Below are 22,423 nucleotides of genomic sequence, written 5' to 3'. Positions count from 1 at the left end.
GCCCTCCCAGAAGGGGCGGGCATGGCGCTACGTGTACCGGGCCCCGACGGCGGCAGATGTCCCAAAGACACGGATGCCGAAGCGCCGCTGCATGTCCTCGGTGCGCTTCATCGCCTCCGCCATCGCCTCGTCGATGTCGACGCCGGAGATGTTGAAGAAGAAGCTGAGCGGAGAGGCATTCGAGGTTTCAGGAGCCTTCACCTCGTCTCCGCCCGAGGGCGACGGAGGAGGCGCGGAGGGCACGGGCGTGGTGCCGCCGGTGGGCGTGTTCGGTCCGTCCTGTTCGTCCTGGGAGTCGAAGCGCCGGAGGGCCACCTTCCACAGGTCGGGTACGTTGGAAAGCGCCTCGTTCACGTCCGCGAGCGCGTCGCGGTTCTTCAGCACCTCGGCCGTCTCCCGGGCCTTCGCCATCGCCGCGTCCCAGGTGAGCCCCTCCAGTTCTTGGATGCTCCGCGCCAGCTTCTCCGTGTCCATCTTTACGGACTCCATGCTGTTCGCCCAGCTCTTCAGAAAACCGAACGGATGCGCCCCCAGGACGCTGATGTCGCCGAGCTTTTTGAATACCCACTGCACTGCGCCGACAATTCCGTTCCACGCGCTGCCCAGCCCCTTGATGACGTAGAGGATGGCGATGGCCACGTAGCGCAGCACCTGGAAGAGTCCCTTGAGGACGTTGTCGAGCAGCCACGCGGTGGCCTTCCCGATGGCCTGGAAGGCGGGCGCGAGCATCTTCAGCACCATGCCCACCAGGACGATGATGGGCGCGATGGACTCCATCGCCTCTCCCATCGCCTCCATCGTCGGCTTGACGACGTCAACGATGACGGACACGAGGTAGCCCACCGCCCCCATGATGGTGTCGAGCCCCGTGGCGGCGGCACCGAACAGGTCCTTCAACATCTTGATGATGCCGTTGAGGACGTCGATGGCCTCGGCCATTTCGTCGGAGCCCATGAGCAGCTCGCCGATGGCCGCGAGGAGCGCTCCCCACCAGCCGCCCGCCTTGAACCCCTTGGTCGCCGAATCGATGATGCCGCCGATCTCGCCCAGGCGTCCAAGAAAGCCGTAGAGGAGGTCCGCCTTCGCAGCAGCGGCGGCCGCTGCTGCGTCCTCCGCGGCCTTGCGGATGGACTCAGCGAGGGCCTTGGCGTTGTCCTCCATCAGCTTGGTGTAGGCCGCCATGGCTGGTGAGCCCAGGCCGCCGCGCAGGCGCTCTGCAAAGCGCTCCGTTCCCTTGTGGCCTGCTGCGGACACCTCAATGCCGTTCTCGTCTTGGGTGCGCAGCGATGCCTTGGCGTTTCCATTGAAGAGCGAGTCGAGGAGGGACTTCAGTTCTCCCATCTTCCCCTTCCACTCCTCCACCGTCTTCGAGTTGAGGACTGCCGCGACTAGGTCCTTGATGCCGGAGGTGGCGTGCTCCAGACCGAAGCCCACCGTGTCCTTCGCCGCGCCCGCCGCCGCCTTTGCTCCGTCGGCGGCCTTCGTGACGATAAGAACCGCGCCCTTGTTCAGCTCTGCTGTTGCCTTGGCAGCCTTCTCGACGAACGCATTTCCGCCGGCCGAGAGCGCATCCATGATTCCCTTCTTCAACTCCTTGCCAGTGAGCGTCTCCGCCGATGCCAACGCCTTATCTGCGTTGCCCATGCCGACCGCACGGGCAATAGGGCGGAGCACCCTTGCGCTGTTGGCCACCAGGAAGGCAACGAAGTCCAGGGAGCGGTCCACCATGGATTCGATGGTGGCGGCGAGGGCGCTGAAGGCGAGCCCGAATACATTGGCCAGCTTCATGGCGACGTTGGAGAGGCCCGCCATCATCTCGGAGACGGACTGAGACATTGAACTCCAGGCCTCCTTGGCCAGGAACTTGATGTCGCCCCACGATTTGTAGACGCTGCCGACGAGCAGGGCGATGCCCGCGAGCGCGGCGACGACGGCCAGGATGGGGATAGCGGCAGTCGCGAAGCTAACGGCCATCCGCCCGACGCTGCTCAGGAGGGACGGAACAGACTTCGTGAAGTCTGCCACCACGGAGCCCAGCCCTCCGACGCCGGACTTCATGTCGGCCAGCGCCTTGCCGATGTCCACCTGGGCCAGCAATTGAAGGGATTGAAGGGCCTTGCCCGCGCCCGCGCCGAGGTGAGTGAAGACGGGTAGGACGGCCTTGCTCATCTCCAGGAAGATGCCGAAGCCTTTGAAGAGCCCCTCCAGTGTGCCTGCCAGCTTGCCGATGGCGCCGATGCCGAGACCAACACCAGCTATCCATGCGGCCATGCTGGCCGCCGCGCGCTTCGACGCGGGCGAGAGGGATTGGAGCTTCGCCACCACCTGCTCAATGAACTGCGCCACTTTCTTCACCAGTGGGGCGAAGAGGTCTCCGAGTTCGGCCGCGAGCGTGACGAGCAGCGCCTTGATGTGCTCGGTCTGTTCCTTCATGGCCGCATTGGATTCGGCAGCTGCCGCCACTGCTGCGGCGATGCCGACGGCGACGGCAGCACCGATTTTCCCGATGGGCTCGGTCGCCTCCTTCACCTGTTTGGCGACCTTCTCAGCATGCTTCACGAACTTGCCGAGGTTGGCCATGGCCTCGCCGATGGACGCGGTGACGGCGACGTAGAGGTCTCCGACCTTCAATGCCATGACAGGGCTCCGGGTGAACTGCGTCTACCGCTTCGGCGTGGGCTTGGGTCCAAAGCGGTAGACGGTGGTGTTGGTGGTGCTGCTCGCCGACGCCCGTTGCCCCCCCGTACCCAGGGACCCGTGCGGCTGCGTGCGCCGGTCGAATTCCTCGCGCTCCAGTTCGCTGTATGCGAGCAGGCGCACGATGTCGGACCACGGCCAAGTGCTCACCTCTGCCGGCGAGCGGTGCATCAGCTTCGCCACCCCGTAGATGGCATTCAGCTCGGGGTGGCTTCGGAGTTTCCCTTTTCCTCCTCCACCGTCTTGCCGCCGAAGCTGGACGTGAAGTCCTTCGCGGAGTCGAGGAGCCAGGGCTCCAGCTTCACGGCGTCGAGGTCCTCCTGGCTGTTCAGGTCGAAGACGCGGCGGCGGCCCCCCGGGTGGTACAGGCAGATGATGGCGACGCGGGCCAGGAAGTAGATGCCGGCGTCCTCGCTGGTGGGGTTGCGGTCCGCGTCAATCTCCCCAGCCTTCTCGCTCAGCTTCAGCACGAGGGTCTTGTCGCCAGCCGACGGCTCGCAGAGGTCATAGTCCGCGCCGTCGATGACGATGCGCTTGATGAACTTCCGGGCGGTGCCGATGGGCTTGCGGTACACGGGGGCGTCGGTCATGTCTATCTTCTCCGAGGTAGGAGCTGCGAAGGGAAGGAAGGGGCGGCTACACCTTGACGGGGGCGCCCTGGCCGGTGAGCGAGCACGTCAGCTTGTCCACGTCGGAGGAGGGGCCGCCCGAGTCGAAGGACATGATGCGCACCGCGTACCGCACCCCGCGCTGGCCCGCGGTCGCAGCCTCGTCCTTGATGACGTGCAGGTAGCCCACCTTGCCCAGGAGCATGTGCTCCTCCATCAGGTCCTGCGCGGCGTTGCCGGCGATGCGGTGTCCGCTGACGTTGAGGGTGAGTCCGCGCAGCGTGGCGGCGTTGCGCTTGTAGCCGTCGCCGCCGAAGTAGTTCATGTCTACGCTGTCGATGGCCGTGGCGACGCCGCACTCGCTGATGCCGTCCAGCTCGGTGGCGGGCGCCTCGACGGTGCCATCCTCCAGATTCACGAGGGTGGCGGCGGCCGTGGCGGTGAAGTGGATGCGCTGCGCGAAGAGGACTTCGGGTTCTCCTGCCATGACTCAATTCCTTTCACTTCGGGGGAAACAGCTCCTTCAAAGCCTGCTCAATGGCCGCCTTCATGCCCTTGCGGCCGATGGTCCGGCTGCGGCGGAAGGCCTTCTTCAGGAAGTGCGGCTCCGGGTTGACGATGTCCCGGTCCCAGTGCACGCCCTCGTGGATGGCGCCGGCCGCGTGGTGCGCGTAGCCCGCCACCCAGGTGACGGAGAGGCGCCGGTCCATGCGGTATTCGGGCCCGTCCAGGAAGCCGGTCTCCGCGAGCGGCCGCTCCGAAGGCTTCTCATTCCCGTGCTCGTCGTACTCGGGCGTCCGGTCTCCGCGCGGCACGTCGAAGAGGGAGAGGTCCAGCGCGTGGCGCACGGTCGCGTAGCAGGCCTTCTCCAGCCGACCCAGCACGCGCTCTGGCTGCTGGCGCAGCTTGAGGAGCGGGCGGAGGTCGAGCTTCACGCGGACGGGCATGCCCGAAGAGAAGGGGCGGCCGTCCGGAGTCAGGCCGTGTATGCCAGTGTGACGGTGAAGACGAAGCGGTGGCGGTGGTTGCCGTCCTCGCCCAGGTACGCGGGCTGCCCCTGCGCGCGGCAGGAGACGTAGCCGGGGGCGGCCGCCAGGTGCAGCGCGCTCCAGCACCGCCGCGCCAGGGCCTGGGCCTCCAGGTACGTGAGGCCGCGCACCAGCACCTGGACGTCAGGCTGGAGGTAGCTGCGCCCCGTGCCCAGGTAGTCCTCGGGTGCGTCGCCCGGCACCTCGCGCACGGCTACGGCCTGGGGCGGTGCGGCGGCAGGCATGGGGCCCGTGTAGAGGCTGGGCGGCGTTGCCGTCCGGGAGACGCCCAGCGCGGCCGCGTCCAGCACCTGGGCCACGTGGAGCTCGACGTCGCGCAGTTCGGCGCCCATCAGACGTACACCTCGTAGTGGTCCAGCGTCCCGCGGATGTCGAAGCACGGGGTGACACGCAGCGGGCGCCGCCGCGTGTTGAGGTCGCCCGGCGTGGCACCGGGCAGCCAGACGGCATCCCCGGGCCCCACCTCCACGATGGTGAAGAGGACGGCCTCCGAGGTGGCGTCGGTGCCGTCCGTGGTGACGAGGCGCTTCGTGCTGCCCTCGAAACGGCACGCGTGCCGCTTGGGCGCGGAGAAGTCCTCCTGGCCGCGGTCGTTGACGCCCAGCAGTCGCGCCAGGCCGAAGCGCTGCTTGAGTCGGTGGCCCAGCAGCATCACGCGGCTCCCTGGCGCGGGCGGCGGTAGCGGGCCACCAGGCGCCGCGCGCGAGCGGGCACCGCGGGCAGCTGCCCGTCCTCGTCCGTGGCGCGCGTCAGGGACGTGCCGCCGATGGACTCGGAGACGGCCTCTTCGGCGCCGTCGCCGTGCACCAGCGCGCCCACCACCATCTGCACCGCCAGCTGGAGATCCGCCGGCAGGTCCACCTGCAGCGCGGCGTCCAGGGCGGCCTGGCCGGGCGTCACCCAGCCCGCGTCGTAGGTGACGAGGAGTTCGCCCGTGTCCTCCACGTGCAGCGGGGTTGAGGAGACGCCGGGCGAGTAGCGGCCGGTGAAGGGCCACGCCTCCCCGCGCGCCAGCACCCGGCCCATGACGGCGGAATCGAGCGCGTACGCAGCGGCCGGCAGCTCCACGCCGCACACCTCCACGCGCGTCACCTGGCGCACGCCCCCGGAGCGCAGCCAGAGGTAGCGCCCGCCCGTACTGGCCACCGACTCCACGACGCCCAGGCGCCGGTGCAACGGGTAGCCCACGTGCGCGGCCAGGGCCAGGGACGCGGCGGAAATCATCAGCGGCAGGCGCTCGGGGTCGGCCGCGTCGCGCACGGTGGCGGGCAGCTGGGCGGCGGTGAGCAGGTCCTCGACGGCGGGCATGGGCACCTCGGGGCAGAAAGAGGGCCGGGGCGGCACGAGGCCACCCCGGCCCGGGCAGGCACGGAAGGGGGGGGAGGCGTGCCCGCCGCTACACAGGGAGGCGGTTGGAGCCGCCCAGCACCAGCACCGCGCCGGTGAGGAGCGTCGGGGAGGCGCCGCCGGTGAAGGCCAGCACCTGCTTCACGCGCACCTGGTCGTGGTCATCGCCCAGGAAGGAGAAGTCCAGGTCCAGCTCCACGGCGCCGTCGGCCGCGGTGGCGATGACGGAGAGCTCCTGTCCGTCGCGGTCCACCACCGGGGCCCACGCGCCGGGCGCCCCCTCCGCGCCGGACGTGCTGCCCCGGGACTCGAAGGTGAAGGTCGCGCTGGCGCCCGTGGGCGTGCCGGTGGCCGCGCCCACCGCGACGGCGAGCACCGCCGAGCGGAAGGCTCCGGTGTCGATGGCGGGGCCCTGCGTGGTGCCGGCCGCGCGCGCCGCGGGCACCAGGGCCAGGGTGTTCGTCTTGATGTACGCGCCGATGTTGGCGAGGGAAGGGTGCATGGAAGGACTCCGGGAAGGCGAGGGAGGGGAGAGGCGGGACGCGGGCTAGTAGGTGACGCCCGTGCGGATGGAGAAGGCCTTGGGGCGGCGCACCTGCCAGTCGCCCTCCTGCACCCCGCGCAGCGTCTTGCGGTCGCGCTTGAAGTCGCTGCCGTTCTCGCCCAGCTCCATCTCCAGCGGCGACGCGTTGCCGAAGTAGAGCTCCTGCGCGAGGCCGAAGCCGATGAGGTTCTTGCCCGCCAGCGTCTGCGTGTGCCCCACGGGGAAGCCGTTGATGGTGGGGTTCTGCAGGTCCTGGAGGCCGGGGAACACCCAGCCGCCGGTACCGGACGAGGCCGCGTCGCGCAGGCTGGAGAGGCCCATCATCGTCGTGGACGTCATGAAGTAGAACGGGTTGGCGCCCTCCAGGGGGATGTTGGCCTCCAGCACGTCCGCCACCATGGATTTCAGGTCCGCCACCTTCTGCTCGATGGAGGTGCCGGTGATGGCCTTCTTCGTGATGCCCGGCGTGTTGAGGATGCCGGTAGGCGTCTTCGGGCCCTTGCCCACGAGGCCCGCCGTGTCGAAGGCCAGGCCCATGGCGCGGCCGACGTCGGCGGCGAGCTGCTCGGCGGAGCGCAGGTTGCCCTTGCGCATGAGGCCGTTGCCGATGCGGATGGTGCCCATGGCCTTGAAGGCGCCGAGGATGAGGTCGCCCGTGTCCAGGTCGGACTCGCTGGCCTCCTCGTCCTCGCCCTCCCACTGCACCTGCACGCCGTCGTTGATGACGCCGATGGTGAGCTTCGAGCCGTAGCCCGACTCGATGCGCGGGCCCGCGCGCAGGAGGATGGACGCGGGGCGCAGCACGTCGATGATTTCCTCGCTGCGCGACTCGCGAGCCCAGAGGTTGCCGCCCTGGGCGAAGACGGATTCGAAGACGCCGGCGGACTTCATCTTCTCCAGCCACTCGCGCAGCGGCTGGTTGAGGGCCTTCGCCTTCTCGCGGCCGGTCCGGTCCTCGTACTCCAGGAAGGCGGCCTTGAGGCGCACGCCCAGCGCGGCGAGCGCCGGGTGCTCCGTGTCGAACATGCCCTTGTACTTCAGCAGGGCGGGAGCGCGGCCGGGCGCCGCAGGGCTGATGATGGCGGGGCGCGCGGCGAGCGCGGCCTCGACGTGCTTGGTGATGAGGGGCGCGAGCGCAGCCTCCACCACCGGGGGGACGGCGGCGGGCGCGGCGGGCTTCGGGGTCGTGGACATGACGGCTCCTGCGAAAGGGGACGGTGTTGCGTTCAGGTGGAGAGAAGGGGCGGCGCCGCGCGCGGCTACTTCTTCTTCGTGACGAGGTCGCGGAAGTACTTCGTCACCGCGTCCTCGCCCTCGGCGGCGCCCTCTCCCTCCTGGCTCTCCTCACCGCCTTCGCTCTTCGTCTCCTCGGACGCGGGAGCGAGCTTCGCCACCAGCGCCTTCACCTCGGCCACCATCGCCTTCGTCTCGGCGATGTCCTTGGCCATCTGTTCGAACGTCTGCTGTACCTCTTCGGGGGTCGCCATGCTCTTGAGTCTCCGCGCGGAACGCTTCGCGCCAATGCCCGTGATGGAAACCTCCACCAGCTCCGCCTGCTGCACGTCCTCGCCGCCTCTGTCATTGGGGCGGGCGGACAGCGTGAGGTAGCCGATGGAGCACGCGTCGAGGGTGCGGGCCTTCACCTTCGCAGCGCAGAGTTGAGAGACTTCGCCGATGCCATCGAAGAGGGGGGACATGAGCGGCTCGCCGCCCTCCCACCAGATGCGCGCGCGGCCGACGGGGAAGCGGCTGGCGGCGCTCGGGTCCTGGTGGCCATGGTCCCAGTAGAGGGGCACGTCCACCTGGCCCGGCGGCAGCTGCAGCGCTCCGGCCGCCATCCGGTCCCCGTCGCGGTCGTACTCCTCCGGCGGATCCACCAACCGGAAGACGGGCGGCGCGCTGGGCTGCGCCGGCGGCGCGGGGGCCGGAGGCTCGTAGAGCTTCAGCTTCAGGGCGCGCGTGCTGCGTTTGGTGCGCGGGCGTCTGTCCATGCCCCAGAAGAAGGGGCGGCGCCTGGCGCTACAGCCGGCCCTCTTCGCCGCTGCGGTCGCGCGGCGGGTTGGGCGTGGCGTTCGCGGAGGCCGACTGCGGGTTGTTGCCCCCGCCAGCGCCGGGCAGGGGAGGGGGGCGCTTGCCCTCGAGGAGCGGGTCCGGCTCGTAGCCGGCCAGCTCGCGCACCTCGTTGTACGTGAAGGCCTCGGTGGGCTGCGTCGTCATGAGGCGGAAGACACGCTCGAACTCCTGGGGGCGCGGGTCCTCGTAATCCAGGATGGCGTCCCGGTCGACGAGGGGCACCAGGCAGTGCTGGAGCCAGGAGCGCCAGAACTCCAGGCGTGGCAGGACGGCGAAGTCCGCGAGCGTGTACTCGGCGCTCTCCGCGGTGGAGCGGTTGCTGGAGGTGAGGTCGCCCACCAGCTCCGGGGGCACGTTGTACGTCTGGCGGATGAAGTCGAGCAGGCCCTTCTTCAGCTCCTCCGTCTGAAGCTCCCGGAAGTTCACCTGCACCTGGGCGAGGGTGACGCCCGCAGGGGTGAACCACACCTTGCCCGCGTTGCCCGGGCCCGCGTGGGCCGCCTGGTACTTCTTCTCCAGGTCGTCCACTGCCTCTTCCACATCCGCACCGGAGGCCTTCGAGTCCACGCCGACGATGGCGGCGGGGATGCCGCCGCGCTCGAAGGTGGACTTCGTCGCGCGGGAGATGGCCTCCACCGTGTCCAGCTCATCGCCCAGCGCCATGCCGGCGCCGGCGCCGCGGTCCTCGGGCGCCTCCGGGTCCAGATGCTTGAACCAGAGGACGTCCGCCTCGGGCACCGCGCCGATGAAGGTGTTGTGGCTGAGGAAGAAGACGGGGCTCTCCGGCGTGGGCGTCATCATCACGCGGTGCGGGGGCACCACTTCCCACCCCACCACGCGTCCGGTGTCATCCCGGCGCAGCCAGAGGAAGGCCTCGCCTACCAGGTCCACGTGCACCTGGCTGAGCTTCCGGAAGGCGCGGCCGGGGTAGCGTGGGTGCGGCGCCTCCAGCAGGCGCAGCAGCTCGTGGTCCGGCAGCTCCACCAACTCCCCGGAGGCGGTGGCGTCCTTCAGCGCCTTGGCGCGTAGCCGGGGGTTGGCGGACTTCATCCGCTGGTCGAGCACGCCCAGGACGCCGGGCCGGGCGCGCTTGTAGACGCGCCAGCGGGGCGTGGCCACTGCCTCCGCCACAGTGTCAACGACGGTGCGCAGCCAGCCGTTCTCCTTGTACGCGCGCAGCACCTCGCGGCTGCCCCGTCGTGGGCTGAAGCTGACGAGGGGAAGGGCGTGGACGAGGGGGCCCTGGGTGCCGGGCAGTAGCCCCAGGGCCTTGAGCGTGCGGCGGAAGAGGGAGGCCATGCCCCTGAAGAAGGGGTGCCCTCCGAGGGTCCTTCCGAGCGCAACAGTGAATCAGCGCTTCGGTTCCTCCGCACCAACTGCCCGAAAAATCCCCATGCCGCCGAATGAGCGTGCAGGGAAGAAGCGGTTGTTCCTATCGTCTACCCCTCCAAACATACTTCGATGCCTTGCGATGAGCTGGGCAACCCTGAGGAACATTGCCCTGTCGGATTCATTTTTAAACCGAAACGAGCCGTCGCGGTCATCAACGCCACCGAAAGACCATACCGAGCGGAACGACTGATCTGGGGCGTGAACGACAATCGTGTCAAACGGGCCGGCCCAGCGATGTAACTTTGGGTGCATTGCCCGCGCCTCAACGTATGTGACTATTGAGCAGGGGGAGTCTTCTGAGCACGCAGGCGTTATGTTTGGACCCCCGTCCAGATTTTCTCCAAGGCCGGCCAAGCCTTCTGCGTTCTTGTTGGACTCGGGAATGCCGGTGCCGCAGCCCATTTGGCGAAGCGTTTGCTGGCGCTTCGTCTCGTCATTGCCGCCGTCTGTACTCCAATACGGAGAGCTGAGGTGAATTGTTGCTTCGCCGTTGAGGTCAATTTTCGGAATGAACTGCTCACGCTCTCCCATTGCGACCTCGATGGCATTGCAAGCATGGGAGTAGAGTAAATGCCGTATTTCTATCTCAACTTGCTCGACCTCTAGTTTTGAGAGGTTGCGCACCCTCAGGGCGCCGTCTCGGCCTAACGTCAAATTGAGGCGAAGTTCCTCGTTTGCCTGAAGCTGTGCGGCTGAAAAGGCGTGGTCCATCTGCTGCTGCGTCAGTGCCTCCCTGGCGATGACTACCGAATAGATGGCAGCAGCTCCACCAATAAGGCCGATGATGCCTCCAAGCGCATTGAGCCCAGTCCACACTCTGGCTCCCAGCTTTCGGACGGCAGGCACAACGGTGCTGGCTGCCGGCGTAGCCTGTGCGGACTGCCCCGCCTGTGCGGACTGCCCCGCCTGTGCGGACTGCCCCGCCTGTGCGGAAGTCTTGGTAGTCATGCCTTTCTTATTTGTCACCCGTCAGGTCCTCGCTGAGGCGTTCTTAAGGGTGTGCAGCGACGGGCGAAAGTAAAACGACGTTTAACCATACACCCTGGATGGCGGGCCTCAGGCTTCAGCTTCGTCGAACACCGCGTCCTCCGTCCCGCGTTGCCGCCCCGCCGCCCCCGCGTTGCGGCGCTTCGGGATGACGTAGAGGTAGATGGGCCACGCGAAGGCGTCCGCTCGGTCATCCCTCGCGTGGCCGCCCTCCTGGCCCGTGAACCTCGCAAGCTGCGCCTCCAGCTTGTCGTGCTTGCCCACCATGTGGACGAGGCCCGCCTTCGCGTAGGAGGAGACGGGCGCGGCGCGCTCCGCCTTCGACTGCATGGCGCGCTCGGTGAGCACCTTCACCTTCTTCACCGTGCGGATGGTGCTCTTCACCATGGAACCGCCGGTGTTGGACTCGGCGAACACCCACGCGTTCGGCTTCCCGTTGCCGCGCTTCTTCGCGTAGGGCTCCCAGGCTTCCAGCGCTTTGATGGCCTCGCGCGCCCAGACCTCGGGCTCCGGCGTGCGCAGCGACGCGTCCTGCAGCACATAGACGTGGTCCAGCCCGTCCGCCTCCAGGCGCACGCCCAGCACGACGATGCCGTGCATGTCCGCGCCCTTCTTCTCCCCGGTGGCCGGATCCACCGAGACGATGATGGCGTCGTACTCCTTCGGCGCCTTCTTCGGGTCTGCGATGCGCGAGGCGTTCCAGTTGACGCCCCGGTAGAGCGCCGGGTCCAGGTCGAATCTCAGCTCGCCCATGAACTCGCGCCGGCCCTCGGGCGTCTCCATCACCCGGCGCACGTAGGCCTCGTAGTCCGGGGCCAGGTTGGCGAGGTTCTCCAGCGTGGAGCTGCGCGCGAGCACCAGGCCCTCGCGGTCGCCGAGCATCTCCCGGAAGAGCACCGTGGGCGCGGGCGTGGTGGTGATGACCATGCGCGGCGGCAGGCCCTGGGCGCGCATCCGCGTGGTGGTGAGGCGGTTGACGACGCGGCACTCCTTGTAGACGGCCACCGCGTCGCCCTTCCAGGCCACCGGCTCGTCCGCCCAGATGAACGTGTACTGGTGCCCGCGGAACTTGTCCGCGTTCTTCGCCGGCAGCCACGTGGCCTGCGCGCCGTTGGGCCACACCAGCTTGCGGCGCGACTTCTCCACCTTCGGGAAGAACCAGGGCGGGGAGATGGTGAGGATGCCGCTCGTCCCCTCCAACTGGTTCTTCACGATTTCGGAGTAGGTGGGGCCCACGATGAGGATGCGCGCTTCGGGGTCCGCGCGGGCCTCGTCGATGACGGCGGCCGCCCCCGCGTACGTCTTCCCGGTGCCGCGTCCGCCCATGAAGAACCAGGTGCGGAAGTGCGCGGGCGGGCGCTGGACGGGGCGCAGCCAGTAGCGGTGCTCGTGGTAGAGGAGCACCAGCTCCTGGGGCGTGAAGGCCAGGGCGGTGCAGTGGCCGGTGGTGGTGCCGTCCGCCGCGTGGGCCGCCAGCGCGAGCTGCTGGATGAGGTTGTGGGGACCGTGGCTGTCCGCCGTGATGACGGGGATGCCGTCCAGCAGCGACTCGCCGGCCTTCGCCACGCCCGCGTCAGCCCCCATCGTCGTCCTCGGGGGCAGGCTCCGGCGGCACGTCCGTCGCCACCCGGGCCTTCAGGTGCTTGGCGATGAAGGTGGCCAGCTTCTCGTCCAGCTTCGCGCGCGCCTCGTCCGGGGTGATGACCTCGAAGAGGGGGCCGTGCCCATTGCCTGCGGGCGCGGCGGGCTCGCGCGGGATGGTGAAGTCCTTGGGCGCCGTCACCGCCAGGAACCAGCGGGCGCCGCGGCCGTCCATCGTCTTGTCGCTGATGGAGTCCAGCGCGTCCTTCACCCGGCTCTTCTGAAACTCGGCCTGGGCGCGCTCCACCTCCACGACGAACTCGGTGTAGCGGCTGCGCTTGCCGGCCTCGATGGCCTCGCGCCCTCGGCGCAGCCAGTTCTGCAGCCGCGCGTCGGTGGTGCCCGCGAGCGCGGCGGCCATGCGCTTCGTGGCGCCCTGGCGCAGCTCCGCGACGATGGCCGTCTGAATCTTGTACGTGAGGGTGGTGGCGGGCCCGGAGAACTTCGGCGCGCGCTTCCCCCCGGCCGGCTTGCCGGGAGGGGGCTTCGGGTCGTAGCCGCGCGGAGGGGACACCCCCTCCAGAAGGGGCGGCTACGCGGGGAAGGCGAGGGCGCGCGCCCGGGCCACCAGCGCGGCGACGTCGCCGGCCACCTGCTCCACCACCGCGCTCCCGACGACGTTGCCCGCGATGTTCGCGGCGTGCAGCGTGGCCAGGGCGCTGCTCCCCGAGGCGATGAGCGCGGCGAGGCCGGACGGAGTGACGGGGCCGGACGCGACCTGCGCCACGGAGGCGGCCGTCTCCTGGAGCTGCGCGTCGAGCGCCTTGAGCTCGGCGGCGGCGCTGGAGATGTCGGCGGTCACCGCGACGTGGAAGTCGCCCACCTTGCGGTCCAGCTGGGACGACTCGGACTGCGCGGCGTCGGCCGTCTCCTGTGCCTTGGCCAGGGCCTCCTCGGCGGAGAGTCCCTCCACCTCCTGGAGGGACTTGGCGAGCGACACGGTGGAGGCCATGCGCCAGCGGGCGGTCTCGGTGCTCGGGGTGGACTCGGCGGACGGCGTGGACGGGGAGGGCATGCGGTGCTCCTGCGTGGTGTGGGTGGACTGCACCACGCAGAAGGGGCGCCGCTGGCCCGCTGACGCACGTGGCTCCGGGACGCCCATGGCCCCGGCCGAAGTGACAGGACGCGCCTACGGGCCGCCAGGAACGCGCAGGGCCCTAAAAAATGGGGGGTCGTCTGTCAGTTCCCCTCGGAGAAACCGCGAGGAATCTGCGACGCGAGATTGCAGCGCGCCGAGCAATCCTGAATTTGTCCTACATGTAGGGTTTCCCACCCCAGGGGGGCTGTCGGCGGGCGGGGTGGCACGGCCGGTGCCGCCAAGCCGCGTGCCAGCGCCCGCCGCGCCCGGGGAGCATCGACAAAGCGCAACTTCGCTGTCTTGTGCGCGCCCTCCGGCGTGCATCCGCCCTACACGTTCGCGTCCGCCCGCCAGTCCCCTCGGGCGCACACCGCCGCCCGCACACGGGAGCGCAGGACGTCTCCGGGCAGAACTTCAAGCAGCCGCGCCACGAGCCGCGCCTTCCCCGTGGAGCGCAGGCCTCGCGCCTCGCCCGTCTTCTCCAGCAGCGCCAGCAGCTCCACGCGCCAGAGCAGATGCAGCGTGGCGCCCGGGTTCGGGCTGGGGTTGTCCGCCGCCGGCCGCACGTCCTCCAGCGTGACGCCGTCCGCGCCACCGCGTGCGAGCACCAGCCCCCACCACTTCGGCACCAGCGTCTGCCCGCGAGCCAAGTGGTGGGCGCCCGCGACGAGGGTGCACCTGTCCAGGACGGCGCTGTAGCAGTGGGCCTGGACCGGCAGGCGCCGCAGTGTGTCCGCGTTCGCCTTCACCTCGTACCCGTGGAAGCGGGCCGAGCTGAGCGCGGCCAGGTCCACCCGCACCAGCCCGTACTCCAGCCCCATCTCCGGCAACACGCGCGCCTCCGGGTACGTCTCCTGGATGAGGCGCACCAGCGGCGGGCGGACGTCGGCGTCGTGCATCCCCGTCGGAAGGGGCGCGCGTGTGGCAGAACCGAACGAGCTTCAGCTTGCCGGGCTACGACTCGTCCCCTCGCAGGACACCATCCAGTGCGCCCAGGTCCTTCCTGAACTTCTCAAACCCGTCTTCCCAGTACGCCGGGCAGGTGAAGTACGCGCCCAGTTCAGCGCAGAGGTCCGGGTCGTTATCAATCGTGACCCACAGGTCGTCTTGAATCATGACGTCGACTGTCCGGCGGTTCGCCTTCGCCCAGGTCTCAATCTGGTCGCAGAGTTGGTCGCGCCCCGCAGGCGGGACGCGGAGACGACATGGGCTGTTGGCCATTGGTCCCCACTTGACTGTCACTAAAGCATGAAGACGCCGGTGCCCGCCTTCAATAAGGCCGAGCTTTGCACGCGCGCCAGAATGCTGTGGCGCGAGCCTTCGCCGCTTCCTCCGGGCATGACCGACCATCACGACCTGGCGCCGCGCGGCGACCCTGTGAGGACGCGCACGGGCAGCGCTGGTGCCGCGCCCTCGTCGCAGGGCCTCCCGGGAAGGTGTCCCGCTGGGTGTGGCTGCCCTGGGAGCCCGCCGACCCGCGTGGGCCGCGCGACCCTGGTTGAGGGCCCGGATTCACAAATTACGAAATCTGTGAAGTCGGACCTCGGGCAGAGGCCGCCCCTTCTGTCCGGGCATGCCCCCCGTCAGCACCGAGTCCGCCGTCCTCATCCTGGCCGTGAGCCAGCTCCTCGTGCCCCTCCTCAACGGGCTGCTGTCGCGCCGACAGACGAAGCACGAGTCCGCCGTGGACCAGGTGCCCCTGCTGGTGCAGTCGCTGGGCGCGGTGGCCCAGGACGTGCGCGACATCAAGACGGAGCTGCGCGTGGTGAACGAGCACGGCGCGAAGCTCCAGACGCAGGACCTGCGCCTGCGGGCCCTGGAGGACTGGATGGGCGCCGCACGGCCGCAGCTGCATCAGGCGGTGAACCACGTCACTGTGCTGATGGGGGAGCGAACCTCCCGGCAGCTCCAGCACGCTGCGAACGTGGTGGCCTCGAAGGACGCCGCTTCGTCCTCCCCCTAGACGTGCGTTTGCTCTTTTTGCGAGTGCGGCGGTTCGCTTGTGATGGATTACGCGTCTTCTTGCGCGGTTGGATCCGCCGTATCGCATGGGGGCGCTCTGACTGAGCGGACCGAGGCGGGCGGTTGGTAAGTGCAATAACGATAATGGTGACGATGAACATAGCAGACCCCTGTGGCGACATTGCTTGAGAGGCTTGCGCCAGGGGAATGATGAGGTTGATTAAATCCATGGAACTCCTTGCGTTGGCATGAGTGGGGGCAACGCGCTCACCGTACGCGAGAAACGTTTCCTGTCTACCCGCGGTGGGAGATGTGGAAGTGATTAGAGTTTGTGCTCAATGGCGCCCCTTCTCCGGTGAACACCTCGCAGTCCCTGGAGACCCGCCATGGCCATCACCTCTCAGCGCGCCGCCTTCCTCTCCCTCGTCCTCGCGCAGATGCACGCGCCCTACCGCTGGGGCGCGAAGGGCACGCCGGTCTCGAAGGACGGCCTGCGGCTCTTCGACTGCTCCGGACTCGTGACCTGGGCCTTCCACCAGGTGGGCGGGAAGGACTGGCGGGCGACGCACAACACGGACCGGCTGTGGGCGGAGTGCGCGCCGGTGGCGAGCGCGGCGGACCTGCAGCCCGGGGACCCGGTGCTGTACGGCAAGCCGGGGGACCCGGACCACGTGATGGTGCACGTCGGCGCGGGTGTGGTGGTGGGCGCGTCCGGGGGCGGCAGCAAGACGCTCACGCTGGAGGACGCGGCGCGCGCGGACGCGAAGGTGAAGGCCTTCACCCGCGTTGCGTACCGGCCTGACCTGCTGGGCTTCAGGCGCCTGCCCTTCGTCTCCTGACGAGAAGCGCCCCTTCCTCCTGGTGCTGTGCAGTCCACCCGCCGCACCAGGAGGAACACCGCATGTCCACGCCCATCCCTGCGCCGTACACGCCGCCCGCCGAACTCATCACCGCCGCCGAGAAGGTCCTGGCCCAGGCCAGCCCCGGCAAGCTCGCCACCGCCCTCACGCTCTACACCTGCTACGGCAGCGTCACCGGCGGGCGCTCCGCGGTGACGGGCGCCGAGCTGCCGCCGTTCGAGAAGTGCTCCGTGCTGGTGCGCGCCGGCTGGCTCGCGGTCGCCGAGGCCATCAACACGCCGGTCGCGTCCGTGACGGGCGCCCCGGTGGTTCCGCTCGCCCAGGTGCCGTCCATCGGCCGCATCGTCCACTACTGCCTCGGCGACGAGGCTGGCGTCCGGAAGGGCGAAGTGCGCCCGGCCATCGTCGTGGCGACGCGTGCGCCGGACCCGATGACGCCGAACCTCCAGGTCCTCGGTGACGGGCCGAACGATGGCTTCGACTCCGCCACGGGACACGGCGGCGAGCACTGCTGGCGCGGCACCGTGCCCTTCGGCGGGCCGGACAAGCCCGGCACCTGGTTCTGGCCTCCGCGAGTCTGAGCCGCCCCTTCTGCGTGGTGCAATCCCACTCGCACCACGCAGGAGCAGCCCCATGAAGAAGCGCCTCACCCTCGTCACCACCGCCGCGCTCGCGGCCCTCCTCACCGCGCCCCTGGCCCTGGCCCACGCCTCCACGCCCACCGGCGCGGAGCTGACCCTCGTCTCCGCGCCCGTCGCGCTCGCCACCCTGGACGTCGCGCCGGTCCTCCTCGCCCAGACGTCGACCAGCTCCGTCCTCCTGGACGCGCTGCTCACCCCCACCAACATCACCCTGGCCCTGGGCCTCGTGGCCGGCGCCGTCGGCCTCTTCGCCGGCGGCACTTGGCTCACCACCCGGCGCAAGCGCATCGTCGCCACCGTGGCCTTCCACGCCTTCCACGTGGTGGAGGACTTCGCCGCGATGGACGAGGAGGAGAACGCCCTCGACAAGGTGGCCAAGGGCCTGGAGGTGGCGGACTCCTGGCTGAAGGCCAACGGCTGGCGCCCGCTGAAGCCCTGGGAGCAGGAGGCCGTGAAGCTGGAGTTCGCCTCCATTCACGGCGCGCAGAAGGCCGACGTGAAGGTGCGCGCGGAGGCTCTGGAGCTGGCGCTCGGCGCCATCGGCAGCACCGCGGCACTGGACGAGGCCGCCACGGCGGCGGTGGCGTCGGTCCCTTAGATGCCCCGCGGCGTGAAGTCGCCGCGGGGCTGTCGCGGGTGCTGAGCGACGTGCCGGTGCGCACCGGGTATCTGGAGGCCCAGGCGGGCGTCTCCTCCCTCACGGGCGCCTACGCGCGCCTGGAGGGTGGGGCGAGGCTCCGGGACAACCTGGGACTCTTCGCCTTCGCCGAGGCCAACCAGCGCGAGCGGATAGCCGGTGCGGGCGTGAGGTGGACGTTCGGCTGGTGATGCATAACGGAGCACCCCGGTCCGCTGGGGTGCTCCGTGCCACCACTTAACGCGGATTGTGATGGGTTGGCGGGTTGTGCGTCAAAGAAGTGCGGCCAGAGCCGCGAGACGCTCGTTGTATCCCTTTAGTTGGCTCGGAGTGCCGCCAGTTTTGTTGATGTGGTACTGAATGTCGTCGTCGGATCCTGGTTCGGGGTAGTTTCCCCCGAGCTTCAGCGCGGGCAGGTCGATGCCATTGTAGTCACAAATCAAGCCGAGGCGCCTCATGTCCCACATGTGTGAGTGGGTTTGGAAGGCTGCGACGTTGTATTTTGACGCCTCGTTCTTGGTGAGCGCATCGACTGCATCAATGGTTTTGCGATGGAGTCGCTGGGGATCGGTGTAACGCTTCTTACCGCTCAGCTTGTAGGGCGTAACCATATTGGCAACCAAGGCAAACGGCTTGGCAACCGAGACTGGCGGGGCGCTCATTGGTTTTCCGCGATTGTCATACCAAGGCGTTTGGTAGAGCGACTGTGCCGAAACGATGGAATTTGCAAGTCCCGATGCTGGCTCGAACATGAACTCGAGGCTTCGAAGCACCGCAAATTGACTAGCCTGGGAGTTGGGCGAGTAAGCCGTAATCCAGTGGTCGGCACCTACCAATCCCATGTGGGTGGTGATGACACTGAAATACGGGTCGGTGTCGATGATGACTATGTCGTTCTTGTTCTTGTCTAGCTTTTCGACGGCATACCTGATGAACGACCTTGTCAGGAGATAGTTAGAGTACTCGGGCCCCGTGGGTGCCCTTCCCGCTCGACGAGGGGGCTGCGGCAGTTGCTCGATCAGTTGGAGAGTACGCTCTAGGTCGAAGTCGCCGCACATCAGGCGCAGGTTTTCAGGGATGCTCTCGGCTTTTTTCGAGCGAACCTTGCTGGGGTTGGTGATGTAGTTTTTGGGGTCAGGCCAGCCAATGCCAGAAGGCACGTCGTTGAGGCAGTCTAGTAGGTATGCTTGGACTGTCTTTCGTGGATCGGACTGCATGGTTTTAATGATGATCTCTTCTCCCTTGTTTCTTCCTCCACCAAGAATCATGCGCGAAACATCGCACTGCGGACTCAGGTCGATGACGGTGACAGTCTTATCGGGATTGGCACGTGCCGCTGCGCATGCCAGTTGAAAGCTCAGGGTTGACTTCCCGATGCCGCCCTTGTTTGCCCAAATGACGTAGCTGCTCAATGGTAGCCCTCTGTGCCTGCTCAATGAACGCAGGCAGACTAGCCTAGCCTTTTGGACGTCTCACGGTCTTGGAGGGGTTGTTTTGACCCTGCACGAGGAACCCCTGCACCTCATGCCCGGGTAGTGCGTCCTGGTGGGTGATGGCTCCTGCCGCATCCAGCCACGACCCGCAGGTGGCACAGGAGTAGACGCGGCAGCCCCCGGCCAGGACCTGAGCGGCCACCTCCGGATGCAGCACCAGCAACTCGAGCGCGCCGGAAGGCCTGGCGCGGGGGATGCCGGCGCGGCGCAGCTGGGCCGTGAGTGCCTCCACTCGGGCCCAGGCCTCGCGGGACAGCCGCAGCCCATCGATGCGCACCGTGGTGCCTGCGGGCGCGCGACGCCGCTCCGGGGGCGTCTTCGTCTTGTCGTGGGTGGGCACGGGGCGGACTTCGCACGCGTGGGCACGGGAGCAAAGGGGCGGTTGGAGCGGCATCCCTCGTGCACCACGCGCGCGCGTGGTGCGACCCCCGCACCACGCCCACGACGAGGCCCCCAGAGTGAAGCCCTACTTCCAGACCGACACCCTCACCCTGTTCCATGCCGACTGCCGCGACGCCCTGGCCGGACTCCCGTCCGAATCCGTGGACGTGCTGCTCACCGACCCGCCCTACGGCATGGCCTACGAGTCCAAGGGGAAGAGCGGCGCCGCCATCCGCGCGGACGGCTCCCGCCAGGGCATGCGCGTCTTCCGCCAGGCGCTCACGGCCGCGGGGCCTGCGCTGAAGCCGGACCTGCACGCCTTCGTCTTCTGCCACTGGGAGAGCTGGCCGGACTTCTTCGACGCGGCGAGTGCCCACCTGAAGATCAAGGGCGCGTTGATGTGGTGGAAGGCCCGGGGCGGTATGGGCGACTGCGCCGCCAGCTTCGCGCCGGACTACGAGGTGGTGCTGCACGGGGCCGGGCCGAAGCGCCGCGCGCTCGCCGGGAAGCGGCACGGCGCCGTTCTCGATGGCTACCCGCCGGTGCCGGCGCGGGCGCGCACGCACCCCACCGAGAAGCCGGTCAACCTGCTGAGCTACCTGCTGGAGCGCTCCTGCCCGAAGGGCGGCCTCGTCCTGGACCCGTTCGCCGGTTCCGGGGCCACGCTTGTCGCTGCGCAGGCGCTCGGACTTCGCGCCGTCGGTGTGGAGCTCGAGGAGCGCTACTGCGAGGCTGCCGCGCGGCGGCTGGAGACTGGCGCTGCCGTCGCGCGCGCAGCCTGATGGCGTGCCGTGCCGAGTTGCTCCACCCGGTCCAGCGCGTGGAGCGCGCCGAGCACCTCCAAGGCATGGTGCTCGGCGTTGCGGTACTCAACCCTGGCGTTGGCCAGGCGCCGCCGCGCAACGGCGCTCCCATCCGACTCGCGCTGCGCCCGCTGAAGCTCCAGCTCCGCCTTCCCCAGGCGCTGCGCCAGCGCCTCCCGCTCCGGTATCGTCATGCCCGGGGCGGTGAGCAGAAGCCGTGCCGCCCACGTGGAGACCACATGCGCCTGAACCGCCCGCCACTGGCAGCACGGCACCGTCCGCGCCCGCGTACTCGTATCCGTGACGGCGCACCGTGCTGCACGCGCGCGGAGAGGATCGTCTGCGATTGCCGGCTGGCCTGGGCATGTGATGTCCACGGCGAGACGCACCCGCCTCACTGGGACGAGTAACGGCCGCGCTACTGCGTCGGCCAGTCCGCCGGAGGCTATCCGCGGCGGCACTGGATCTGGCGCTCGGAGCCATTGGCCGCACCGCCGCGCTGGACCCGGTCGCCACGGCGGTGGCGTCGGCCCCTTCGATGCCCCGCGGCGTGAAGTCGCTGCGGGGCTGTCGCGGGTGCTGAGCGACGTACCGGTGCGGACCGGCTAGCTGTAGGCCCAATCGGGCGTCTCTTCCCTCACGGGCGCCTACGCGCGCCTGGAGGGCGGGGCGCGGCTCCGGCAGAACCTGGGCATCTTCGGCTTCGCGGAGGCCAATCAGCGCGAGCGGATGGCCGGCGCGGGGGCCGGTACACGTTTGGCCCGCAGAAAATGCAGCGGCCCGCCCTGTAGACCGGGGCGGGCCGCTGTGCTTCTAACTGGCGATGGCCTAGGCGAGGTGTTTCAACAGTTCTTTGCGCGCGTCATCGCGCGAGCTGATGCTGACCTCTGCTTTGATTGCCCGGTAGGGCTGCCCCTTCTGCTTCTGAAGGACCGCGTATCCGTAGTCGTCGTCGGTCCGATCTCGGGTGAGAACTCCGAGATCTCCCGACGAGTTGTTGAAGAAGAACTCCACCTCTTCGAGCACCAGTTGCTTCTTCGCCGGGCTGGGGCCGTTCAGCGCCTCGAACTCTTCCTTGTCAATGGTTTTGATGTCGCTGGCTGCCATTTTCCCTCCGGAAACACGCTGTCGAACTGCCGAAAGGTAGTAACCGCGTGCGGTCGCCTTGGCCACCCGAACATCCAGGCCACGACGTCACCGATGGCGAGTGTCCCTCCATGAGGGACGTTCCATATCTTGCGAGCCGAGACGCTCCATCACCTCCCGTGCCACGCGCGCGCCGAGCACCTGTTGCGCGTGATGGTCAGCCGCGAGGTACTCAACCCGCGCGGCTGGAGTTCCGCCCGATTTGCGTTGTGTCCACTGCATCTCCAGCTCTGCCCGTCCCAGGTGCAGCGCGAGCGCCTCCTTCGTCGTCATGTCCATGTGTGCAGGGGAGAGCAGGAGTCGTGCCGCCAGTGCCGCCCCTTCTGGCCGGGCATGGACAACACGACGGGTGCCCGGTGAGCGACGGCAGCATGACGACCTGCGAGGTGTGGCTGGTGCTGCCGTACCCGCCCAGCGCGAACGCGTACTGGAAGCCGTCCCGGGGCCGCGGGCTGGTGCCCTCTGGCGAGGCCCTGGCCTACAAGGCGACCGTGGCTCGGCTGGTGGCGGCCACTGGCGCCCAGCCGCTGGCCGGGCCCGTACGCCTATCCCTCACCGCGTTCCGCCCGCGCCGCGTCGGCGATCTGGACAACACGCTGAAGGTGCTCGGGGACGCGCTCAACGGGCTGGCTTGGCTGGATGACGAGCAGGTGGCGTCCATCCACGCGGAGCGCGCGGACGACGCGAAGGCGCCCCGTGTTGAGCTCGTGGCCACCGCCGCGCGGCACGCCACGCCGGAGGAGGCCGCTGCCCACCGGCAGGCCCGGGCGGATAGGGCTGCGAAGGCGCGAGCCACGCGAAACCGGAACCGCGCGGCGAAGGCGAAGGGAAAGGCGCCCCGGAAGAGCTTGGCGTACCTGGCGACGCCCTCGGTGAGGCGGGGCCGGGCTGGTGGCGCTGTCGGGTAGGCGTGGTAGCGGAAAAGACGACGGGCCCGACCGGGGATGACGGCCGAGCCCGTACAGACCAGGAGCGCTGGGGGAGCACCGCTGGGGACGCCAGTATACCGCCCCTGCGCGCGTGCGCACGGGCAGGAGTCCCCGATGCCCGCCTGTGCCCTTCGTCTTGCCGCTGTCCGCCTTCC

At 68.7% G+C, this 22,423-nt stretch carries 28 protein-coding genes; 7 read left to right on the top strand and 21 right to left on the bottom strand.

Annotated features, from left to right (window positions below; genetic code table 11):
- Window positions 1-27 precede the first annotated feature (27 nt).
- The 18 genes from D7W81_RS19205 to D7W81_RS42400 form a co-directional block, all read right to left on the bottom strand.
- A complete protein-coding gene (locus tag D7W81_RS19205; protein WP_120556847.1) occupies window positions 28-2,637 on the bottom strand; it encodes a phage tail tape measure protein in 2,610 nt (869 codons plus the stop codon).
- Window positions 2,638-2,661: 24 nt separating this feature from the next.
- On the bottom strand, window positions 2,662-2,820 hold the full coding sequence (locus tag D7W81_RS42405) for a hypothetical protein (RefSeq protein ID WP_158621630.1): 159 nt from the start codon (window positions 2,818-2,820) through the stop codon (window positions 2,662-2,664).
- Window positions 2,821-2,894: 74 nt separating this feature from the next.
- Window positions 2,895-3,287, bottom strand: coding sequence for a phage tail protein (locus D7W81_RS19195; protein WP_120556845.1), 393 nt, complete (start codon window positions 3,285-3,287; stop codon window positions 2,895-2,897).
- Between the two features lie 46 nt (window positions 3,288-3,333).
- Complete coding sequence (locus tag D7W81_RS19190) at window positions 3,334-3,792, bottom strand: phage tail tube protein (RefSeq protein ID WP_120556844.1); 459 nt, start codon at window positions 3,790-3,792, stop codon at window positions 3,334-3,336.
- Window positions 3,793-3,805: 13 nt separating this feature from the next.
- Window positions 3,806-4,240, bottom strand: a complete 435-nt coding sequence (locus D7W81_RS19185; RefSeq protein WP_244227292.1) for a hypothetical protein — start codon at window positions 4,238-4,240, stop codon at window positions 3,806-3,808.
- Between the two features lie 41 nt (window positions 4,241-4,281).
- A complete protein-coding gene (locus tag D7W81_RS19180; RefSeq protein ID WP_120556842.1) occupies window positions 4,282-4,686 on the bottom strand; it encodes a phage tail terminator protein in 405 nt (134 codons plus the stop codon).
- Complete coding sequence (locus D7W81_RS19175) at window positions 4,686-5,006, bottom strand: hypothetical protein (RefSeq protein ID WP_120556841.1); 321 nt, start codon at window positions 5,004-5,006, stop codon at window positions 4,686-4,688. Before D7W81_RS19175 ends, D7W81_RS19180 begins: the two co-directional genes overlap by 1 nt.
- Entirely contained in the window at window positions 5,006-5,662 is a 657-nt protein-coding gene (locus tag D7W81_RS19170) for a hypothetical protein (protein WP_120556840.1), read from the bottom strand. The genes D7W81_RS19175 and D7W81_RS19170 overlap by 1 nt, the downstream gene beginning before the upstream one ends.
- Window positions 5,663-5,750: 88 nt before the next feature.
- The gene (locus D7W81_RS19165; protein ID WP_120556839.1) at window positions 5,751-6,203 is read right to left on the bottom strand and encodes a hypothetical protein; all 453 of its coding nucleotides are present in this window, start codon (window positions 6,201-6,203) and stop codon (window positions 5,751-5,753) included.
- A gap of 45 nt (window positions 6,204-6,248) precedes the next feature.
- Window positions 6,249-7,439, bottom strand: a complete 1,191-nt coding sequence (locus D7W81_RS19160) for a phage major capsid protein (RefSeq protein WP_120556838.1) — start codon at window positions 7,437-7,439, stop codon at window positions 6,249-6,251.
- Window positions 7,440-7,504: 65 nt separating this feature from the next.
- Window positions 7,505-8,236 carry an HK97 family phage prohead protease gene (locus D7W81_RS19155; RefSeq protein WP_120556837.1) on the bottom strand — a complete coding sequence of 244 codons (732 nt, stop codon included), beginning with the start codon at window positions 8,234-8,236 and terminating at the stop codon, window positions 7,505-7,507.
- A 28-nt stretch (window positions 8,237-8,264) separates the two neighbouring features.
- Entirely contained in the window at window positions 8,265-9,617 is a 1,353-nt protein-coding gene (locus tag D7W81_RS19150; RefSeq protein WP_120556836.1) for a phage portal protein, read from the bottom strand.
- Between the two features lie 51 nt (window positions 9,618-9,668).
- Window positions 9,669-10,676 (bottom strand): hypothetical protein, encoded by a 1,008-nt coding sequence (locus D7W81_RS42000; RefSeq protein WP_147445542.1) that lies wholly within the window; start codon window positions 10,674-10,676, stop codon window positions 9,669-9,671.
- Between the two features lie 90 nt (window positions 10,677-10,766).
- Window positions 10,767-12,281, bottom strand: a complete 1,515-nt coding sequence (locus tag D7W81_RS19145; RefSeq protein WP_120556835.1) for a terminase large subunit domain-containing protein — start codon at window positions 12,279-12,281, stop codon at window positions 10,767-10,769.
- The gene (locus D7W81_RS19140; RefSeq protein WP_120556834.1) at window positions 12,271-12,852 is read right to left on the bottom strand and encodes a hypothetical protein; all 582 of its coding nucleotides are present in this window, start codon (window positions 12,850-12,852) and stop codon (window positions 12,271-12,273) included. The genes D7W81_RS19145 and D7W81_RS19140 overlap by 11 nt, the downstream gene beginning before the upstream one ends.
- A gap of 18 nt (window positions 12,853-12,870) precedes the next feature.
- Window positions 12,871-13,353, bottom strand: coding sequence for a hypothetical protein (locus D7W81_RS19135; protein WP_147445541.1), 483 nt, complete (start codon window positions 13,351-13,353; stop codon window positions 12,871-12,873).
- A gap of 392 nt (window positions 13,354-13,745) precedes the next feature.
- Entirely contained in the window at window positions 13,746-14,315 is a 570-nt protein-coding gene (locus tag D7W81_RS19130) for a sce7726 family protein (RefSeq protein ID WP_147445540.1), read from the bottom strand.
- A 55-nt stretch (window positions 14,316-14,370) separates the two neighbouring features.
- On the bottom strand, window positions 14,371-14,532 hold the full coding sequence (locus D7W81_RS42400) for a hypothetical protein (protein WP_158621629.1): 162 nt from the start codon (window positions 14,530-14,532) through the stop codon (window positions 14,371-14,373).
- Between the two features lie 457 nt (window positions 14,533-14,989).
- Here D7W81_RS42400 and D7W81_RS19125 point away from each other — a divergent pair, with 457 nt between their 5' ends.
- The 5 genes from D7W81_RS19125 to D7W81_RS19105 all read left to right on the top strand — a co-directional run bounded on the left by D7W81_RS19125 (window position 14,990) and on the right by D7W81_RS19105 (window position 17,707).
- Window positions 14,990-15,379 (top strand): hypothetical protein, encoded by a 390-nt coding sequence (locus D7W81_RS19125; protein ID WP_120556832.1) that lies wholly within the window; start codon window positions 14,990-14,992, stop codon window positions 15,377-15,379.
- A 385-nt stretch (window positions 15,380-15,764) separates the two neighbouring features.
- Window positions 15,765-16,217 carry an NlpC/P60 family protein gene (locus D7W81_RS19120; RefSeq protein ID WP_120556831.1) on the top strand — a complete coding sequence of 151 codons (453 nt, stop codon included), beginning with the start codon at window positions 15,765-15,767 and terminating at the stop codon, window positions 16,215-16,217.
- 62 nt (window positions 16,218-16,279) lie between these two features.
- The gene (locus D7W81_RS19115; RefSeq protein WP_120556830.1) at window positions 16,280-16,819 is read left to right on the top strand and encodes a hypothetical protein; all 540 of its coding nucleotides are present in this window, start codon (window positions 16,280-16,282) and stop codon (window positions 16,817-16,819) included.
- A gap of 52 nt (window positions 16,820-16,871) precedes the next feature.
- Window positions 16,872-17,477 (top strand): hypothetical protein, encoded by a 606-nt coding sequence (locus D7W81_RS19110; RefSeq protein WP_244227291.1) that lies wholly within the window; start codon window positions 16,872-16,874, stop codon window positions 17,475-17,477.
- A 38-nt stretch (window positions 17,478-17,515) separates the two neighbouring features.
- Complete coding sequence (locus D7W81_RS19105) at window positions 17,516-17,707, top strand: hypothetical protein (protein WP_120556829.1); 192 nt, start codon at window positions 17,516-17,518, stop codon at window positions 17,705-17,707.
- A gap of 81 nt (window positions 17,708-17,788) precedes the next feature.
- On the opposite strand, the gene D7W81_RS19100 is transcribed toward D7W81_RS19105, so the two are convergent.
- Together D7W81_RS19100 and D7W81_RS19095 are read right to left on the bottom strand one after the other, a co-directional pair.
- A complete protein-coding gene (locus D7W81_RS19100; protein ID WP_120556828.1) occupies window positions 17,789-18,928 on the bottom strand; it encodes a ParA family protein in 1,140 nt (379 codons plus the stop codon).
- 43 nt (window positions 18,929-18,971) lie between these two features.
- Window positions 18,972-19,349 carry a hypothetical protein gene (locus D7W81_RS19095; protein WP_120556827.1) on the bottom strand — a complete coding sequence of 126 codons (378 nt, stop codon included), beginning with the start codon at window positions 19,347-19,349 and terminating at the stop codon, window positions 18,972-18,974.
- Window positions 19,350-19,467: 118 nt separating this feature from the next.
- Between D7W81_RS19095 and D7W81_RS19090 the strand changes: the two genes are divergently transcribed.
- Window positions 19,468-20,172 (top strand): DNA-methyltransferase, encoded by a 705-nt coding sequence (locus D7W81_RS19090; RefSeq protein ID WP_120556826.1) that lies wholly within the window; start codon window positions 19,468-19,470, stop codon window positions 20,170-20,172.
- A gap of 849 nt (window positions 20,173-21,021) precedes the next feature.
- On the opposite strand, the gene D7W81_RS42395 is transcribed toward D7W81_RS19090, so the two are convergent.
- Window positions 21,022-21,366 (bottom strand): hypothetical protein, encoded by a 345-nt coding sequence (locus tag D7W81_RS42395; RefSeq protein ID WP_158621628.1) that lies wholly within the window; start codon window positions 21,364-21,366, stop codon window positions 21,022-21,024.
- Window positions 21,367-21,710: 344 nt separating this feature from the next.
- On the opposite strand from D7W81_RS42395, the gene D7W81_RS19080 reads away from it, so the two are divergent.
- Window positions 21,711-22,247: a RusA family crossover junction endodeoxyribonuclease gene (locus D7W81_RS19080; protein WP_208721369.1), complete on the top strand. Its 537-nt coding sequence runs from the start codon at window positions 21,711-21,713 to the stop codon at window positions 22,245-22,247.
- Window positions 22,248-22,423 lie beyond the last annotated feature (176 nt).

It is taken from the genome of Corallococcus aberystwythensis (assembly GCF_003612165.1).
Lineage (GTDB): Bacteria > Myxococcota > Myxococcia > Myxococcales > Myxococcaceae > Corallococcus > Corallococcus aberystwythensis.
This window is presented reverse-complemented; position numbering and strand designations above follow the sequence as displayed.

Excerpts from the sequence above, each read along its gene's own strand:
- D7W81_RS19205 (WP_120556847.1), bottom strand. The coding sequence starts at position 2,637 with ATGGCATTGAAGGTCGGAGACCTCTACGTCGCCGTCACCGCGTCCATC.
- D7W81_RS19195 (WP_120556845.1), bottom strand. The coding sequence starts at position 3,287 with ATGACCGACGCCCCCGTGTACCGCAAGCCCATCGGCACCGCCCGGAAG.
- D7W81_RS19190 (WP_120556844.1), bottom strand. The coding sequence starts at position 3,792 with ATGGCAGGAGAACCCGAAGTCCTCTTCGCGCAGCGCATCCACTTCACC.
- D7W81_RS19180 (WP_120556842.1), bottom strand. The coding sequence starts at position 4,686 with ATGGGCGCCGAACTGCGCGACGTCGAGCTCCACGTGGCCCAGGTGCTG.
- D7W81_RS19175 (WP_120556841.1), bottom strand. The coding sequence starts at position 5,006 with ATGCTGCTGGGCCACCGACTCAAGCAGCGCTTCGGCCTGGCGCGACTG.
- D7W81_RS19170 (WP_120556840.1), bottom strand. The coding sequence starts at position 5,662 with ATGCCCGCCGTCGAGGACCTGCTCACCGCCGCCCAGCTGCCCGCCACC.
- D7W81_RS19165 (WP_120556839.1), bottom strand. The coding sequence starts at position 6,203 with ATGCACCCTTCCCTCGCCAACATCGGCGCGTACATCAAGACGAACACC.
- D7W81_RS19160 (WP_120556838.1), bottom strand. The coding sequence starts at position 7,439 with ATGTCCACGACCCCGAAGCCCGCCGCGCCCGCCGCCGTCCCCCCGGTG.
- D7W81_RS19155 (WP_120556837.1), bottom strand. The coding sequence starts at position 8,236 with ATGGACAGACGCCCGCGCACCAAACGCAGCACGCGCGCCCTGAAGCTG.
- D7W81_RS19150 (WP_120556836.1), bottom strand. The coding sequence starts at position 9,617 with ATGGCCTCCCTCTTCCGCCGCACGCTCAAGGCCCTGGGGCTACTGCCC.
- D7W81_RS19145 (WP_120556835.1), bottom strand. The coding sequence starts at position 12,281 with ATGGGGGCTGACGCGGGCGTGGCGAAGGCCGGCGAGTCGCTGCTGGAC.
- D7W81_RS19135 (WP_147445541.1), bottom strand. The coding sequence starts at position 13,353 with ATGCCCTCCCCGTCCACGCCGTCCGCCGAGTCCACCCCGAGCACCGAG.
- D7W81_RS19130 (WP_147445540.1), bottom strand. The coding sequence starts at position 14,315 with ATGCACGACGCCGACGTCCGCCCGCCGCTGGTGCGCCTCATCCAGGAG.
- D7W81_RS42400 (WP_158621629.1), bottom strand. The coding sequence starts at position 14,532 with ATGATTCAAGACGACCTGTGGGTCACGATTGATAACGACCCGGACCTC.
- D7W81_RS19125 (WP_120556832.1), top strand. The coding sequence starts at position 14,990 with ATGCCCCCCGTCAGCACCGAGTCCGCCGTCCTCATCCTGGCCGTGAGC.
- D7W81_RS19120 (WP_120556831.1), top strand. The coding sequence starts at position 15,765 with ATGGCCATCACCTCTCAGCGCGCCGCCTTCCTCTCCCTCGTCCTCGCG.
- D7W81_RS19115 (WP_120556830.1), top strand. The coding sequence starts at position 16,280 with ATGTCCACGCCCATCCCTGCGCCGTACACGCCGCCCGCCGAACTCATC.
- D7W81_RS19110 (WP_244227291.1), top strand. The coding sequence starts at position 16,872 with ATGAAGAAGCGCCTCACCCTCGTCACCACCGCCGCGCTCGCGGCCCTC.
- D7W81_RS19080 (WP_208721369.1), top strand. The coding sequence starts at position 21,711 with ATGACGACCTGCGAGGTGTGGCTGGTGCTGCCGTACCCGCCCAGCGCG.